The sequence below is a fragment of the Heliomicrobium sulfidophilum genome, from assembly GCF_057715735.1.
In genome coordinates this window covers 330,328-344,109 of the sequence record NZ_JBVTZZ010000005.1, presented here as the reverse complement: position 1 = coordinate 344,109, position 13,782 = coordinate 330,328, and the positions used below count along the sequence as shown (strand labels likewise).

Annotated in this window: 17 protein-coding genes; 15 read left to right on the top strand and 2 right to left on the bottom strand. The window is 57.4% G+C overall.

Translation table 11 applies throughout. The annotated features are described in order from the left end of the window. Positions 1–8: 8 nt before the first annotated feature. On the bottom strand, positions 9–1,178 hold the full coding sequence (locus tag AC0CW1_RS07370; protein ID WP_488182425.1) for a class I SAM-dependent methyltransferase: 1,170 nt from the start codon (positions 1,176–1,178) through the stop codon (positions 9–11). A gap of 202 nt (positions 1,179–1,380) precedes the next feature. Between AC0CW1_RS07370 and AC0CW1_RS07365 the strand changes: the two genes are divergently transcribed. The 14 genes from AC0CW1_RS07365 (at position 1,381) to AC0CW1_RS07300 (ending at position 11,197) form a co-directional block, all read left to right on the top strand. Next, positions 1,381–2,661, top strand: a complete 1,281-nt coding sequence (locus AC0CW1_RS07365) for an NAD(P)/FAD-dependent oxidoreductase (RefSeq protein ID WP_488182424.1) — start codon at positions 1,381–1,383, stop codon at positions 2,659–2,661. A gap of 79 nt (positions 2,662–2,740) precedes the next feature. Then, positions 2,741–2,899 (top strand): rubredoxin, encoded by a 159-nt coding sequence (rd, locus tag AC0CW1_RS07360; protein WP_488182423.1) that lies wholly within the window; start codon positions 2,741–2,743, stop codon positions 2,897–2,899. Positions 2,900–3,170: 271 nt separating this feature from the next. Beyond that, on the top strand, positions 3,171–3,590 hold the full coding sequence (locus AC0CW1_RS07355; protein WP_161260162.1) for a ferritin-like domain-containing protein: 420 nt from the start codon (positions 3,171–3,173) through the stop codon (positions 3,588–3,590). Positions 3,591–3,739: 149 nt separating this feature from the next. Further along, positions 3,740–4,594: a PHP domain-containing protein gene (locus tag AC0CW1_RS07350; protein ID WP_488182422.1), complete on the top strand. Its 855-nt coding sequence runs from the start codon at positions 3,740–3,742 to the stop codon at positions 4,592–4,594. Then, positions 4,587–4,979 (top strand): 6-carboxytetrahydropterin synthase QueD, encoded by a 393-nt coding sequence (gene queD / locus AC0CW1_RS07345; RefSeq protein ID WP_488182421.1) that lies wholly within the window; start codon positions 4,587–4,589, stop codon positions 4,977–4,979. Before AC0CW1_RS07350 ends, queD begins: the two co-directional genes overlap by 8 nt. 33 nt (positions 4,980–5,012) lie before the next feature. Continuing rightward, on the top strand, positions 5,013–5,600 hold the full coding sequence (locus AC0CW1_RS07340; RefSeq protein ID WP_488182420.1) for a hypothetical protein: 588 nt from the start codon (positions 5,013–5,015) through the stop codon (positions 5,598–5,600). Next, positions 5,601–6,302: a YkgJ family cysteine cluster protein gene (locus AC0CW1_RS07335; protein ID WP_488182419.1), complete on the top strand. Its 702-nt coding sequence runs from the start codon at positions 5,601–5,603 to the stop codon at positions 6,300–6,302. Between the two features lie 81 nt (positions 6,303–6,383). Continuing rightward, entirely contained in the window at positions 6,384–6,734 is a 351-nt protein-coding gene (locus AC0CW1_RS07330) for an STAS domain-containing protein (protein WP_488182418.1), read from the top strand. A gap of 6 nt (positions 6,735–6,740) precedes the next feature. Further along, a complete protein-coding gene (locus AC0CW1_RS07325; protein WP_488182417.1) occupies positions 6,741–7,352 on the top strand; it encodes a chemotaxis protein CheC in 612 nt (203 codons plus the stop codon). 105 nt (positions 7,353–7,457) lie between these two features. Then, positions 7,458–7,808 carry an STAS domain-containing protein gene (locus tag AC0CW1_RS07320; RefSeq protein ID WP_488182416.1) on the top strand — a complete coding sequence of 117 codons (351 nt, stop codon included), beginning with the start codon at positions 7,458–7,460 and terminating at the stop codon, positions 7,806–7,808. Between the two features lie 172 nt (positions 7,809–7,980). Continuing rightward, entirely contained in the window at positions 7,981–8,214 is a 234-nt protein-coding gene (locus AC0CW1_RS07315; RefSeq protein ID WP_488182415.1) for a DUF1858 domain-containing protein, read from the top strand. Between the two features lie 189 nt (positions 8,215–8,403). Next, the gene (pduL, locus tag AC0CW1_RS07310; RefSeq protein ID WP_488182414.1) at positions 8,404–9,042 is read left to right on the top strand and encodes a phosphate propanoyltransferase; all 639 of its coding nucleotides are present in this window, start codon (positions 8,404–8,406) and stop codon (positions 9,040–9,042) included. 196 nt (positions 9,043–9,238) lie between these two features. Next, positions 9,239–10,288, top strand: a complete 1,050-nt coding sequence (locus tag AC0CW1_RS07305) for an HD-GYP domain-containing protein (protein ID WP_488184110.1) — start codon at positions 9,239–9,241, stop codon at positions 10,286–10,288. Between the two features lie 54 nt (positions 10,289–10,342). Then, a complete protein-coding gene (locus AC0CW1_RS07300) occupies positions 10,343–11,197 on the top strand; it encodes a YitT family protein (protein WP_488182413.1) in 855 nt (284 codons plus the stop codon). A 477-nt stretch (positions 11,198–11,674) separates the two neighbouring features. On the opposite strand, the gene AC0CW1_RS07295 is transcribed toward AC0CW1_RS07300, so the two are convergent. After that, the gene (locus AC0CW1_RS07295; RefSeq protein ID WP_488182412.1) at positions 11,675–13,204 is read right to left on the bottom strand and encodes a DEAD/DEAH box helicase; all 1,530 of its coding nucleotides are present in this window, start codon (positions 13,202–13,204) and stop codon (positions 11,675–11,677) included. Positions 13,205–13,384: 180 nt separating this feature from the next. On the opposite strand from AC0CW1_RS07295, the gene AC0CW1_RS07290 reads away from it, so the two are divergent. Continuing rightward, a complete protein-coding gene (locus tag AC0CW1_RS07290; RefSeq protein WP_488182411.1) occupies positions 13,385–13,747 on the top strand; it encodes a hypothetical protein in 363 nt (120 codons plus the stop codon). Positions 13,748–13,782: the final 35 nt, after the last annotated feature.

Below are 13,782 nucleotides of genomic sequence, written 5' to 3'. Positions count from 1 at the left end.
GTAGCCCTTTACCGCCTCGATCCGCCGAGGCCGGTCAAGGGGAGGGGTGGGAGTCCTTTCGACTGGATGAGCACCTTGAAGATCTCGCCCATGCCACCCGGCATGATCACCTTTTTCAAGGCCTGGTGGCGACGGAAATCCTCTACCGTCATTGAGGGACCTGTCTGCATGTCTTCCGGTCGGAGCCAGTGGACGAGAAACCACATCTGGCTCGTCAATCCTAGATTCTGCCATCCAAGCCCGGCAGCGACCGTTTGCAAGGACGTGAAGTCCACATGGGCGGTTATATCCTTTTCACCGGCGCCCTCCAGCGGATCCCAATCGGCCTGGTGGCACCGGTAACAGACGAGGGTGCCTTCACGACGTTCCGGGCTGTAGAGCTGCTCGGCAGCGTGGCCGTAGTCGACGGTGATCACGAAGCCTCTCGCCAGCAGGTGATCGACGGAACTCAGCCAGCCAGCGGCAGCCAGGTTGACCTCGAAGATCTGTCCTTCATCGAGTTTGAGGCCCTGGCCGGTGATATGGCGGGCCACCCAGTCTTCCAGAGCAGGATCGGATAAAGGGCCGTAATGCCAGCATAAGCTACCATCACCGCCTGTCCTTTCCGCCACATAGAGTTCCCAGGGACGGCCCCCTTTGAAGATCAGACGGTGCACTGGCAGGGCGTCGAGAAACTCATTGGTCACGATGACGCCTGAGAGGCCGGCCGGCAGAGCCTCTGCGGCTGACCAGCCGTAGGAACCCGGCGCGGCTGTGACGGGATCATTGTAGAGGGCGAGCGGCAGTCCGGCCAGGGCTTCTCGCTGGTGAGCGCGCAGGTTCGGGCTGATCTCGACGAGGTGATAGACGAGTCGATCGGCCAGAGGGCCGGCAGAGAGGGAATCGAGGATCGTCTGAGCCAGCAGTCCCCGGCCGGGGCCGAATTCGATGATGTCAAAGCGGTCAGGCCGTTCCATCTGTTCCCACATCTCTGTCAGTTGCCGCCCGATGACGCGGCCGAAAAAGGGGCTGATCTCCGGTGTGGTGATAAAGTCTCCGCCCCGGCCCATGGGGGGAGCGCCGGCTGTGTAATAGCCGTGCCGGGGATGGTACAGGGCCAGTTCCATATAGTCCCGAAAGGGGATCGGGCCCTGCGCCCTGATACGGGCGACGATTTCCTGCTGCAGTGGATCGGACATGGCGCGACCTCCTTGTTGTGGCTTTTCCCATCATACCACGAAGGCAGGAGCCAATCCAGGATTTGCCTCATTGGGAGGACAATCAGGGGCGCAACGCGAATTAGGCGCTATCGCCTCAATAGTGAGACAGGGCGACGGGACAGACGTTTTCTTCGAGGAATGGCATATCTGTAGTAACATCGGTACATAAGGAGGGCCCTCTATGAACAAAGAGGAAGGAATTCTGATCCTGGGCGGCGGCATCGCCGCCCTTTCGGCTGCCGAGGCGGCCCGTGGGGCTGATCCGGAGCGACCCGTCACCATCTGCACAGAGGAAGCCCACTACCCTTACTACCGGTTGCGGCTCTCCTTTTTGCTCGGTCAGCCTTTTGAAAAGCAGAGCCTGCTGCTCCACCCGCCCGGTTGGTACGACGAGCGCAACATCAAGGTGCTGTCCGGGTGGCGCGCCCGTTCCATCGACGGGGAGCGGCGCCAGGTCGCCTTTGAAAACGGGGAGACGATTCCCTACAGCCGCCTTGTGATCGCCGTCGGCGCCTCCGCCTTTTTGCCGCCGTTGCCGGGAAGCGAACTGCCCGGCGTCTACCGGGTGCGGCAATTGGATGATGTGGAGGTGATCAACGCCCAGGCGCACCCTGGCAGCCGGGTGATTGTCGTCGGCGGCGGCATCCTCGGTCTCGAAGCAGCCTGGACGCTGCGTGAACAGGGGATCGCCGTCACCGTTGTTGAGCATGGTCCCCGCCTGCTCGGCCGCCAGCTCGATGCGGGGGGATCGCGGATCCTGGAGCAGGTGGCCGCCGCTGAGGGCATCATCCTGCTCACCAGCGCCGACAGCGCAGCCATCGAAAAGGGGGAAGGATCCCTTCGCCTGCTGCTCGCCGATGGGCAAAGCGTAGAGGGAGATCTGATCATCTTCTCCACAGGGATCCGGGCCAATCTGGATCTGGCCCGACCAGCAGGAATCGCCACCGGTCGCGGCATCTGCGTTGACGAGTGGATGCAGACTTCTGTTCCGGACATCTTCGCGGCCGGCGATGTGGCGGAGTTTGCGGGGAACCTGCCCGGTCTCTGGCCGGTCGCCGCCGAACAGGGAAAAACAGCAGGCCGCAACGCCGTCTTGCCGAAAAAGGATTGGTCGTCCTACCGCCCGGCGGCCCTTTCCAACATGCTCCGCGTCTTCGGGATCAAGATCTTTTCCCTCGGCGCTGTTGCGCCGGGCGAGGGCGTTGTCACGCTAGGAGACGGGAGTGTCGCAACCGGTGAAGGGGTTGCGGCAGCGGGTGATGAGATTGCTGCAATGGGCGCTGGGGCAACTGGCGCTAAAACCTATAAACAGTTTTTCTTCCGCGACGGGCGGCTGGTGGGGGCGGTCCTCATGGGCGACCTGAAACTGGCCAATCGCCTGAAGGCGGCCATGGAGAGCGGACGTGATTTTTCCGGAGCCATGGAGACCTTGGAAACCTTCCTTTCAGCTCTCACCGATTAAAGGGCGACTTTTCTGGACAGGCTTGGCAATGATTGCATCGATTTGTTATGATGGGATACAAGAAAGGAGTGAACCGGTAATGAAGAAGTACGGTTGCTTGGTCTGCGGGTATGTGTACGACCCCGCCAAGGGAGATCCGGACAACGGCGTTGCTCCCGGAACCCCCTTTGAAGAGTTGCCGGACGGTTGGGTCTGCCCCCTTTGCGGCGTCGGCAAAGACGAATTCGAGCCCCTATAAATCGAACGCCAAAATCCTCGAACACCTTTCCATCGAGCATTTAACAGAGAAGGCGCATCAGAACCCCTAGGCAAGCAAGGCCGCTCATCGCGTGACGAAGGGCGGTCATTTTTTGCCCTTTTTGCGGAGCGTCGAATAGGCGGGCCAACGCTGGCCCATACTACCCGTTGGATAGAAAAAATTGCAGGTTCGTGGTTGACAATGGCAGAAGAGATGGCTATACTAAAAATACGAAATCAATAACAGTTATTATTAACGGGAGGTTTTCCAGATGGATTTTGTGAATGAAGTGAAACTGGGCGTCACCAAGGGCACCGTCGTCGAAGACGCCGTCAACGCCAACTTCCGCGGTGAAACGCAAGAGACGGGCCTCTATCTGGCCATGGCCCGCCAGGCTCAGCGCCAAGGCTATCCTGAAGTGGCCGAAGTGCTCAAGCGCATCGCCTGGGAAGAGGCGGAGCATGCTGCCCACTTCGCTGAACTGAATGGGATGATCTCTGAGTCGACCAAGGAAAACCTGGAGAAGATGCTGGCTGGCGAGATCGGCGCCAACAAGGGCAAGAAGATGGCTGCCACTGAAGCCAAGCAAAACGATATTGACGCCGCCCATGATTTCTTTGACGAGTCCTCCAAGGACGAAGCCCGGCACGCCCAGATGCTCAAAGGGATGCTGGACCGCTACTTCAAGTAAACTGCACAAAGGGAAATATGAAGGCAGAGCCCGCGCGGGCTCTGTTTTTTTCTCTGGACCTGGCAGGGTTTTTCCCGGGACTAGCCAAATGATTAGATGTCAAGGATGATAGTGCAGTCATTTCTCGCTTTGGCAGGAAGGGGAACCGGATGAACAAGATGGACTTGCACACCCACTCCACAGCCTCTGACGGTTCGTTGACGCCGCGGGAACTGGTCGCGCTGGCCAAGCGTGAAGGGGTGGGCCTGATGGCCTTGACTGATCACGACACCGTCGATGGTGTCGCCGAGGCCCGGGAAGCGGGAAAGGAATTGGGGGTCCAGGTCTTGGCCGGGGTGGAATTGAGCGTCGACCATGAACACCGGGAGATGCACATCCTCGGTTACCATATCGATACGGATCATCCTGCTCTCCAGGAGGGACTGCGCCAGTTGATCCACTACCGAGAGGAACGCAATCCGAAGATCATCGAACGGTTGCGGTCCTTGGGAATTCCGATTACTATGGAAGAAGTGGCCCAGGAGGCGGGAAGCACGGTCATCGGGCGTCCTCACTTCGGCCGGGTGCTCGTGAAAAAGGGTGTCGTCGCTTCTGTGGACGAAGCCTTCGCCCAGTATCTCGGCAGCGGCAAGCCCGCTTATGTGAAAAAAGAGCGGCTCCTGCCGGAGGAGGGGATCGCCTTGCTGCGCCGGGCCGGTGGCATTCCGGTGCTGGCTCATCCGATCTTTTTGGCAGAACAATCCTATCCGGAACTGCTGGCGCTGCTGCAGCGCCTGAAGGCTGCCGGCCTGATGGGCATCGAAGCCTATTATCCGGAACATTCCTTTCATGATATCCGCAAGTTTGTCCGTCTAGCCGCAGAAACAGACCTCTATGTGACCGGGGGAAGCGATTTTCATGGCAGCAGCAAGCCGTCGGCCCGCCTGGGCCGGATACTGCCGGATGGAGGTCCCCTGCCGGAGGAGGTCCGAAAACGTATTGAGGAGTGGATCGGCCATGTATGAACTGATCGTGCAGACCCACTTTGACGCCGCCCATTTTCTTCGGGACTACCCCGGCGATTGCGCCCGCATCCATGGCCACACCTGGCAGGTGGAAGTGACCCTGGCGGGCAGCCAGCTCGATGAATTGGGGATGCTCATCGACTTTAAGGTAGTCAAACAGGCGGTCAAGGCGATCTGTGACCAGCTTGACCACCAGATGATCAATGAACACGAGTATTTTCAACATCGCAACCCGACGGCGGAAAACCTGTCCTGTTACTTTTTTCATGAACTTGCCGGCTGGTTGAAAGAGAACCATCCCCATGTGCGGGTCGGCATGGTCCGCATCTGGGAATCGCCGCGCGCCTCCATCTGCTACCGGGCCGATGACGACCTTTCCGCATAAGGTGAGACAGAAAAATCAACCAAGGAGTCTAGCATGCTGACATACGAAGACGTTTGGGACGACCTGTTGGCCGCACTGGAGGATTCAGGTCTCGAAGCCTTTGAGGTACAAAACTTCATCGAGACGAGCACCTGTCTCCGGGAATTTCGCTGCTATTGCCAGGTCCCGGGAGCGAGCGCCGGTTCGGAAATCCGGGCAGAGATCGCCTTTGTCTGGGATGCCGTGATGACGGCTCGTTCTGTCTATGGTCATGAGGCCACACCGCCAAGCGGCTTTCGAACGTTACCCGGCTTGCTCTCGCGCGAGGGCGTCTTGGCCGACGCGCTTGAACTGGAGATCAAGTATTATTTCCCGGCCAAAGACTTTGAATCGGCCGGCTTTTTGACACGCACCGTCCAGAGCATCATCATGGGTATTGTCGATCATCAGAATTTCCCTGAAGTGAACTTTGAGATCTCCGTGGCCCCTGATCAGGTGGTCCATGTGCACCGCGCCTACGCCTTCTACCGCTGGCCTGTGCCCTTGAACACGGAGCGTTTGGAATTGACGCCCCTCTGCAAGGAGATCGCCCGGGTGTTGCAGGCGCTTCACCACTCGGGTCATTTTGAGGAGTCTGTCTAGATGGACAGGGTCGTGCTGGCGCCGCGACAATTTCCCGATGGCTTCGGTTATGATGTGGCTGGATGCCAACCCGGCGCCACGGTGGCCGATTACCTCGACGCTGTCGACGCATTTTTTTCGAGTACTGCTTGGACTGCTCTGCGGCAAGGCCGCGATTTGACGGGTTGGACTTCCTGTGAGGGGTGCCCTGGCTGCTGCCGCGAGCGGATTCCCTTAACGATCGGCGACGCCGTTCGCCTGTCCCTTGCCCTGCCGGATGTAGCCGAGCGAGCGGAGGCAGCAGGCGTGGTGACGGCGGAAGACTTGGTCAAGGTCATCGACGCCTTCGGTGAGATTCACACCCAGGGAAGGGCCATGGATATCACCCTGCGCCGCGACGAGACTGGTTGGTGCGGCCTTTTTGACGATGCAAGCCGGCGCTGTCGCCAACACGCCCTTCGTCCCCTCGTCTGCCGGACCTATTTCTGTTGTCCCATCTCCCATCGCGCCGAGAAGCTGCGCCAGCGGATCCTGAACGCTGGAGAGGATGAACTCGTCCGGCAGCTCCTCCTGTCTTCGCGAGGGCCGGCCTGGCTGGCCCGGGGATTGCGTCTTTCCGACTACCCGCCCGGCCCTTGGAGCAGAACAGACGGTCTACCGATTCTGTATGAGGCGGAGACGCCGCTGGCGCCGTTCCTGACGGGCCTTCACCTTGCCAGATAGCCAATCTGGTGGTATGCTAAAAAAAAGTGGAAATAAAAAAGATAAATGAATTTTGTTTTTTGAGAAAAGGGGATGGCGCGGGTGTTAGAGTACAGGACGCGCAAGCTCGGCTCGTGCAATATCGTTGACTTGAGAGGCGAGATCGATGGTCTCGGCCTCGAACGGTTTAAAAAGGCCTTGTCGGAAGCAGTGACGGAACAGTGTGAGGCCATTGTGTTAAACTTTTCCGATGTGGTTTTCATCAGCAGTTCTGGGCTAGGGGCTCTGGTGGCCTACTATAAACAACTGCAATCAGACAACCTGCAACTGACCGTCTTCGGGCTCAGGGATGTCATCCGTCAGGTCTTTGAAATCGTGCGTCTCAATAAGGTCATCGCCATCGTCGACTCCGAAGAGGATGCCCTCGCGTTGGTGACTGCGGCAAAGGAGTGAGGGGCCATGGATTTTTTGAGTTTGACCCCTATCCAGATGGACGCGTTGCGGGAAGTGGGGAATGTGGGCGCCGGCAACTCAGCGACAGCCCTTTCCCAGATGGTCCAAAAAGCGATCGATATGAAAGTCCCCTCGCTGGGAGTTGTGCCTTTTGATCATGTGGCAGACCATATGGGCGGCCCGGAAGCCCTGGTTGCTGGTGTCTATCTGCGAGTGGAAGGTAAGGCGCCGGCGAACCTGCTCTTTGTCTTGCCCATCGATTCCGCTAAGGCGCTTGTCGATATGTTGATGGGCTTTCCCCCTGGGACAACCCAGGAGATCGGCGAGATGGAAACATCAGCTCTCAAAGAGGTGGGGAACATCCTGGCCGGCACCTACCTCAGCGCCCTGTCCATGTTCACCCGGCTTACCTTTGAGCAGTCTGTTCCGGCGCTGGCCATCGACATGGCGGCAGCCATCATCAGCGTCGTGCTGACGAGCATTGCCGAGGTGGGTGATCATGCCCTGCTGCTGGCCACCGAGTTCGTCGGCCAGGGGCAGCAGATCGCCGGCTCCCTGTTCTTGATCCCGGAAGAAGGCTCGCTGGAACGGATCCTCGGTTCCCTCGGCTTGGCCTGACGGTCCTGACGTCTACTGAACCCCGCCTAGGCTAGGTGGGGTTTTTTCACCCCCCAAAAAGGTTGCTCCTGTGAATGGGTCTGTTGGAAAGGAGTCTGAGAAGAGATGCTGCGCTACCATTCCCGTCTCGTCGGTGATGTGGAGATTTTTACGCTTTCCGGCAGTTTCGACGCTTTGGGGGCGGCCGCCTTTCGCAACCATGTGGTCCCGCGCATCGAGCAGGGGCAACGGAGGTTTATTGTCAACTTCTGCGGCGTCCATTTCATCGATTCAACCGGACTCGGCTTTCTCGTTTCGATTTTGAAGACGATCCTCAAAAACGGCGGACGATTGCGGATTGCTTGTTTGAATCCCCTTATCAATGAGATCTTCGTCATGACCAAATTGGATCAGGTCTTTGATCTCGACGATACGGAGGCAGCGTCGCTCCAGCAAATCCAAGGAACGACAACGTGACCGGAACCCCCCGCTTGTTCTTCAAGCCCTTGTGATGAAGAAACGGAACAGGGGAATGCTTTTATCAGGGAGTTGGAAAAACGGTTGCGGTCATGTCATTGCATGAAGTTGGGACCTGATGTATAATACCCCTCAGGGGGTACTAACAGCTCCCGTAAGGAGGTGTTGCCAAATGAAGATCACCGAAACCATGGGTATTAGCGAATGTGTGGCCAAGTTTCCCAATACGGTGCCCGTTTTTATGAGCTTCGGCATGAGTTGCCTGGGTTGCTCGGCGGCTCGCTTTGAGAACATCGGACAAGGCGCGCGCGCTCACGGCATCGATGTGGATAAACTGATCGAAGAGCTGAACAAGGTCGCCGGCAAGGGTGACGAGGCCTGCGGCTGCGGTTGTGGTTGCGAATAGAGGCTGTGCGAAGAAGAACCCTCTGCGGAGGGTTCTTCTTTTTGTTCTCATAGTCTGATTTTTGTGATGATTACGGCAAGTGTTATTTATTCCTCTACTTGCGGCCCTTTGGCGGACGTGAGTATAATTAATCTGTAATATATACGGGAGTCTTCCCGTTGAAGTATGGGGAAGGAGGATCTATCGTCGATGCAATACAATGTACCCGTGCAAGTACCGGTCGGTGTCTCCAACCGGCACATCCACCTTTCCCAGGTTGATGTAGAAGCCCTATTCGGGGCCGGTTATTCGCTGACGGAGATGAAGCCTCTTGGACAGCCGGGTCAGTACGCCTGCAAAGAGGTGCTCATCGTGGCCGGACCGAAAGGAGTCATTTCCAATGTGCGCGTCCTTGGGCCTGTGCGCAAGCAGACACAGGTGGAGGTCTCTCGGAGCGACTCCTTTGTGCTCGGAATTCAACCGCCCGTTCGCGACTCAGGCGACTTGTCCGGTTCCCCCGGTTGTGTTCTGATCGGTCCCAAGGGTTCGGTCATCCTCAAGGAGGGCGTGATCATCGCCTCACGGCACCTGCATATCCACTCGACAGAAGCAGAGGCTCTCAACTTGAAGGATAAGGACCGTATCACCGTCGCTTTCGGAGGGGAGCGGGGGATCGTTTTCCAAAATGTGCTCGTCCGGGCCGGTGAGACGATGGCCCTTGAATTTCATCTTGACACCGATGAGGCGAATGCCTGTCTGCTCAAGAGCGGTGAAATGGCCTATATCATTGAAAAAGGCGAGCCCGAGGCGGCGGAAGTTCCGGTCGCGACTGTATTTGCAGCATCGTAAGCGGTTTATTCTTATTTCATGAAGGCGAAGTGGTTTTCGTTGCGGAACGAAAACCGCTTTTCTTTTCTAAACGGATGCTCGCAGGAATTGGCTTTCATTTTGCTTCTATTTTTGGTTTGGGCTGCCTGTATGGTTCTACTGATTCGGGTTTTCCGGGCACGTAGACGACAGCGGGGAGGAACGAAAAGTGCGCCAGATGGGTATCGAATTTATCACGATTGGCGATAAGTTGGCCAGACCGATTTTTACGTCGGATGGACAGGTGTTGCTTGGCAAAGGGGTCGTGCTTACGGCTGGCTACATCTCGAAACTGAAAAATCTCGGCATATCGGCGATTTATATAGAGGATGACCGTTTCCAGGATGTGAAGGTCGAAGATGCGGTCAGTGAGGGGACTCGCAGGGAAGCGTTGCAGAGCCTGAAGGATGCCACCGATTATGTCCGCTCCGGCAGAAAGATCGATGGCGCCAAGGTCAAGAACTCCGTCAACTCGGTCATCGAGGATTGTCTAAGCAGCCAGGGCATTCTCGTCAACCTGATGGACATGCGGACAAAGGAGAATTGGCTGCTTCCCCACAGCGTATCGGTTTGTGTGATGGCCACCATGCTTGGTGTCGCCCGCAGTCTTGACAGGCATCGTCTCCAGGACCTGGCCGTGGGGGCGCTGCTACATGATGTGGGCTTAACGACGGTGCCCAAAGAGATCCTGGACAAGGGCGAGGACCGGCTCGGCAAGGAAGAGCGGGAGATCTACGAAAAACACGCCGAAGAAGGTTTCAACATCATCCGTCGCACGGGGGAACTGAGCATCGTGGCGGCTCATGTGGCCTACCAGCACCATGAGCGTGTCGATGGAACCGGCTTTCCCCGGGGGATCCAGGATGCGGACATTCATCTGTATGGGAAGATCGTGGCCATCGTTGATCTTTATGACAAGTTGATCAATGGTGCCATGGGATCGAGGCCGCTTGCGCCCCACCAGGCTTGCGAGGTGCTGATGGGCCTCTCTGGCCGCTACCTCGATCTGAGCCTGGTTCAGCTCTTCTTGAAAAATGTGGCCACCTACCCCACCGGCATGTCGGTGCGCCTTTCCACCGGCGAGATCGGCGTCGTCGTCGATCAGAACAAGTCGATCCCCATGCGCCCGGTCGTCCGGGTGCTCCTGGAACGGCACCGCTTTGTGGAACCGAAAGAGTATGACATGATCAAGGATACGACGGTTTTTATCCAGGACGTGCTGCGCTGATTGAGACGCTGCCATCCCGGGCACTCTAACAGGGATGGAAGGACGGAAAAAACATTGAAGAAAGATATCCGCAGTTGGCTGAAGGATATGTTAGGTATTACTCTCGGGGGATTGATCTTCGCCTTTGGATTGAACTACTTCATTATCGCCAACCATCTGGCCGAAGGGGGCTTAACTGGTGTGGCCTTGACGCTGCACTATCTCTTCGGCTGGCCAGTTGGCGCCACCTACCTGATCATGAACATCCCCCTCTTTATTATCGGTTGGCGTGTGCTCGGCACCGAGTTTGCCTTGAAGACGGTCCTCGGCACCGCAGTGGCTTCCATCGGTGTCGACCTGACCCGCTCTTTTCAATCCCCCATGCCGGGAGACCTGTTGCTGGCTTCTCTGTACGGGGGGTCGGCCATCGGCCTCGGACTGGGGGTCATTTTTTTGTTCGGCGGGTCCACGGGCGGCGGCGACATCATCGCCCGCTTGGTCAACCACCGCTGGGGCTTGCCCATGGGCCGCGTTCTCTTCATGGTGGACGTGGTGGTGATCACGTCGGTGGGCTTCATCTTCGGCCAATCGGTGGCCATGTACACTCTGGTGGCCGTCTTCGTCGCCAGCCGGATCATCGACTTTGTTCAGGAGGGCGCCTATACAGCCCGGGCGGCCATGATCATCTCCGAGAAATCGACGGAGATCGCCCAGCGCGTCCTCGATGAGTTGGAGCGGGGCGCCACTGTCTTCAACGCGCGCGGCGTCTACACCGACGCCGAGAAAAACGTCCTCTACTGCGTCGTCAGCCGCTCCGAACTGGTGCGGCTGAAGTCGCTGGTGTATGAAATCGACCCCAGGGCCTTTATGATTATCAACGAAGTTCACGAGGTGCTCGGCGAGGGGTTTCGTAACTGGCACTCTTCTTGAGAGGTTGAGGTAAGCCGGGGTAAATTGGTTACGTTCTACTTCTCTTGAGGAGACAATCTACGATCCGAATTTTTACTTCGCGCATAGCTTAATATGCTGGAATTGTTCGTTACAATATGCACACTAAAAGAGAGAGCGTCGGGGGTTGATACCGGTCTCTCTCTTTGTCACCTGCGATTAATCAGAAGGATGTCCAGTACCAAAAAATCATCTAATAAATCGTTGACTAGCCATATTGAAGTTTGGCAAATTACATCTTGGATCTGGGGTGGATTGGCGGAGTGAGCGGTTTGGGCGGAGCGGCGTCGTGAGCGCAGGTTGCGAAGCGGAAAAGCGCGCCACGGTTCACATGCAGAAAAGCCCAGAGGTTTGGCGCGCCCGCGCAGCAACCAAGCGAACAGCCGCGCAGCCCTTAGCGAACTCCGCCAATCCACCCCGATCGCCAATCGCCCTTTACCAGCACATCCAAGAGTGGGCTCAAAAGAAGAACAGCGGCGCCGGCACCGCTTGAAACTCCGGCGGCACAGGGGCGGCAGGGGCCGCCTTTTTTTGTTCCCGGTTGATCTCCTCCTGCAGATCGAGAAGGTACTCAAGGGCGTGCTTTTCCATGGTTCCTTCGACCTTTTGACTGTAGAGGATCCGCTCGATGGGGCCGATTGTCTGAGCGAACATCTCGATTTTTTCGGAGAGCAGGCTCAGCATGCGCTCCTCGATGGTGCCACGGGTGCTCAGGTTGTAGACGTGAACATCGCGGCTCTGGCCGAGGCGGTGGACGCGGCCGATGCGCTGCTCCACACGCATGGGATTCCAGGGCAAGTCGTAGTTGATCACCTGACTGCAAAACTGCAGGTTGATGCCCTCGCCGCCTGACTCTGTCGAGATCAGCACAGGCACATCGCTCTTTTGAAACTGGTGCTGGGTCATTGCCCGGGTCCAGCGGCCCAGGCCGCCGTGGTAGACGAGGACGGGGATGCCGGCGGCTTGTAGGTGCAGGGCCAGGTAGTCCATCGTCTGAACGTACTCGGTGAAGATGACCACTTTTTCCCGGTTCTGCTTGAGGAATTCGGTGACTACATGGCCTTTGGCGTTTTGGCGGATCTTGCGGGCCAGGGGAACTAGTTCCTCCAATCCCATCTGCTCGATGGTACCGAGGGCGGCAAAGGAACTGGAGCAGACTTCGCGCAGCAGGATGAGCAAGCCCAGGGTGCTCTTGCGGTTCTCCTTGCGGCGCTTGAATTCACTGCGCAGGTATTCGATGACGGCGTTGTAGAGCTCCCGCTCCGGCTCGGTCAGTTCGATAGGGAGCAGGTGAACATGCCGTTTGGGCAGTTTGATGGCGCACTGTTCCCGGTGATGGCGGATGAGGACGCCTGAGAGGATGTCCTGCAGTTCCCGGGCGTCTTTTGGTTCTCGCTTGCCGCGAAGGAAGGCTGATTGGAAGTCGGCAATGCTGCCGAAATAACCGGGGCGAAGCAGGTCGACCAGGTGGTAGAGTTCCTTCAAGTCGTTTTGCACCGGCGTCGCCGTCAGCAGGAGCAGGCTTTTGGCGTTCAAGGTACGGACAAACTGATAGTTGCTGGAGCGGGGATTTTTCAACCGGTGAGCCTCGTCGATGATGACGGCGTCGTAAGGGATCTCGCCGATGATGTCAGCATGGGGCGAACGCTTTGCCAGATCGAGCGATGTAACGACAAAGGGGTGCCAATGCCAGCCGTACTCGCGTTTGTTAACCCAGCAGGGGAAGCCGAATTTGTTGCGCATCTCGCTGGCCCACTGACCGGTGAGGTTTTTCGGTGTGAGGATGAGCACTTTGTTCATCTGGCCGCGCTGCTGCAGTTCTTTTAAAAAGATGCCTGCTTCGATCGTTTTGCCGAGACCCACCTCATCGGCCAGGATGGCCCGACCGCCCATCGGATAGAGGGCTTTCCAGACAGCGTCGATCTGGTGGGGAAGGGGTTCAAAATCCAACTGGCTGAGACAGGTGATCCGGCCCAAGGCTGTCGTCATTCCTCCCCAATCGCCGCGTCAAAAGATGTCTCTATTCATTGACGGCTGATTGACTGTTAATGTCCCGAACCTCTTGTTATTGTGCGGGAACGACCTGTTCTTATCCTGGAAATTTTTCAGAAATATGTACATACTAAAGATGGTAGCGAGTGGGGTCGAAAATAGGAGGAGGATGCCTCTTTGGGCTACACCTTTGAATTCACCTGGGTCCTGCGGCTCCCGGTGGAGGAACTGCCATCAGAACCATCGACAAGCCCTGGCGAACAACTGCTCTGGAAACGCACTCACGGCAACATCATTCTGGGCTTTACCCGGGAAGGCGGACGCATGTACCCCGTGGGCATGCCGGTGTTGATCGTGACGAACCGAGAGGAGACGATCGGCATCGGCCGGATCCAGCGCTGTGAGATCCACGCCCTCCCAAACGGCAAACAGACGACCGTTGTCGAGTTTTCGATCACGCGCATGTTCAATGAGGAGGAGAGGCCTGTCGTCTCCGGGGTGTTCAAGGAGATGTATGGCTATCTCCCTGAGGGTTTATAGGTCTGATTTTGATTCGAAGGAAGGCGTTCACCCTG

What these genes read in the sequence shown, in the direction of transcription:
- AC0CW1_RS07370 (WP_488182425.1), bottom strand. Translation starts at nt 1,178, where the DNA reads ATGTCCGATCCACTGCAGCAGGAAATCGTCGCCCGTATCAGGGCGCAG.
- AC0CW1_RS07365 (WP_488182424.1), top strand. Translation starts at nt 1,381, where the DNA reads ATGAACAAAGAGGAAGGAATTCTGATCCTGGGCGGCGGCATCGCCGCC.
- rd (WP_488182423.1), top strand. Translation starts at nt 2,741, where the DNA reads ATGAAGAAGTACGGTTGCTTGGTCTGCGGGTATGTGTACGACCCCGCC.
- AC0CW1_RS07355 (WP_161260162.1), top strand. Translation starts at nt 3,171, where the DNA reads ATGGATTTTGTGAATGAAGTGAAACTGGGCGTCACCAAGGGCACCGTC.
- AC0CW1_RS07350 (WP_488182422.1), top strand. Translation starts at nt 3,740, where the DNA reads ATGAACAAGATGGACTTGCACACCCACTCCACAGCCTCTGACGGTTCG.
- queD (WP_488182421.1), top strand. Translation starts at nt 4,587, where the DNA reads ATGTATGAACTGATCGTGCAGACCCACTTTGACGCCGCCCATTTTCTT.
- AC0CW1_RS07340 (WP_488182420.1), top strand. Translation starts at nt 5,013, where the DNA reads ATGCTGACATACGAAGACGTTTGGGACGACCTGTTGGCCGCACTGGAG.
- AC0CW1_RS07335 (WP_488182419.1), top strand. Translation starts at nt 5,601, where the DNA reads ATGGACAGGGTCGTGCTGGCGCCGCGACAATTTCCCGATGGCTTCGGT.
- AC0CW1_RS07325 (WP_488182417.1), top strand. Translation starts at nt 6,741, where the DNA reads ATGGATTTTTTGAGTTTGACCCCTATCCAGATGGACGCGTTGCGGGAA.
- AC0CW1_RS07320 (WP_488182416.1), top strand. Translation starts at nt 7,458, where the DNA reads ATGCTGCGCTACCATTCCCGTCTCGTCGGTGATGTGGAGATTTTTACG.
- AC0CW1_RS07315 (WP_488182415.1), top strand. Translation starts at nt 7,981, where the DNA reads ATGAAGATCACCGAAACCATGGGTATTAGCGAATGTGTGGCCAAGTTT.
- pduL (WP_488182414.1), top strand. Translation starts at nt 8,404, where the DNA reads ATGCAATACAATGTACCCGTGCAAGTACCGGTCGGTGTCTCCAACCGG.
- AC0CW1_RS07305 (WP_488184110.1), top strand. Translation starts at nt 9,239, where the DNA reads ATGGGTATCGAATTTATCACGATTGGCGATAAGTTGGCCAGACCGATT.
- AC0CW1_RS07295 (WP_488182412.1), bottom strand. Translation starts at nt 13,204, where the DNA reads ATGACGACAGCCTTGGGCCGGATCACCTGTCTCAGCCAGTTGGATTTT.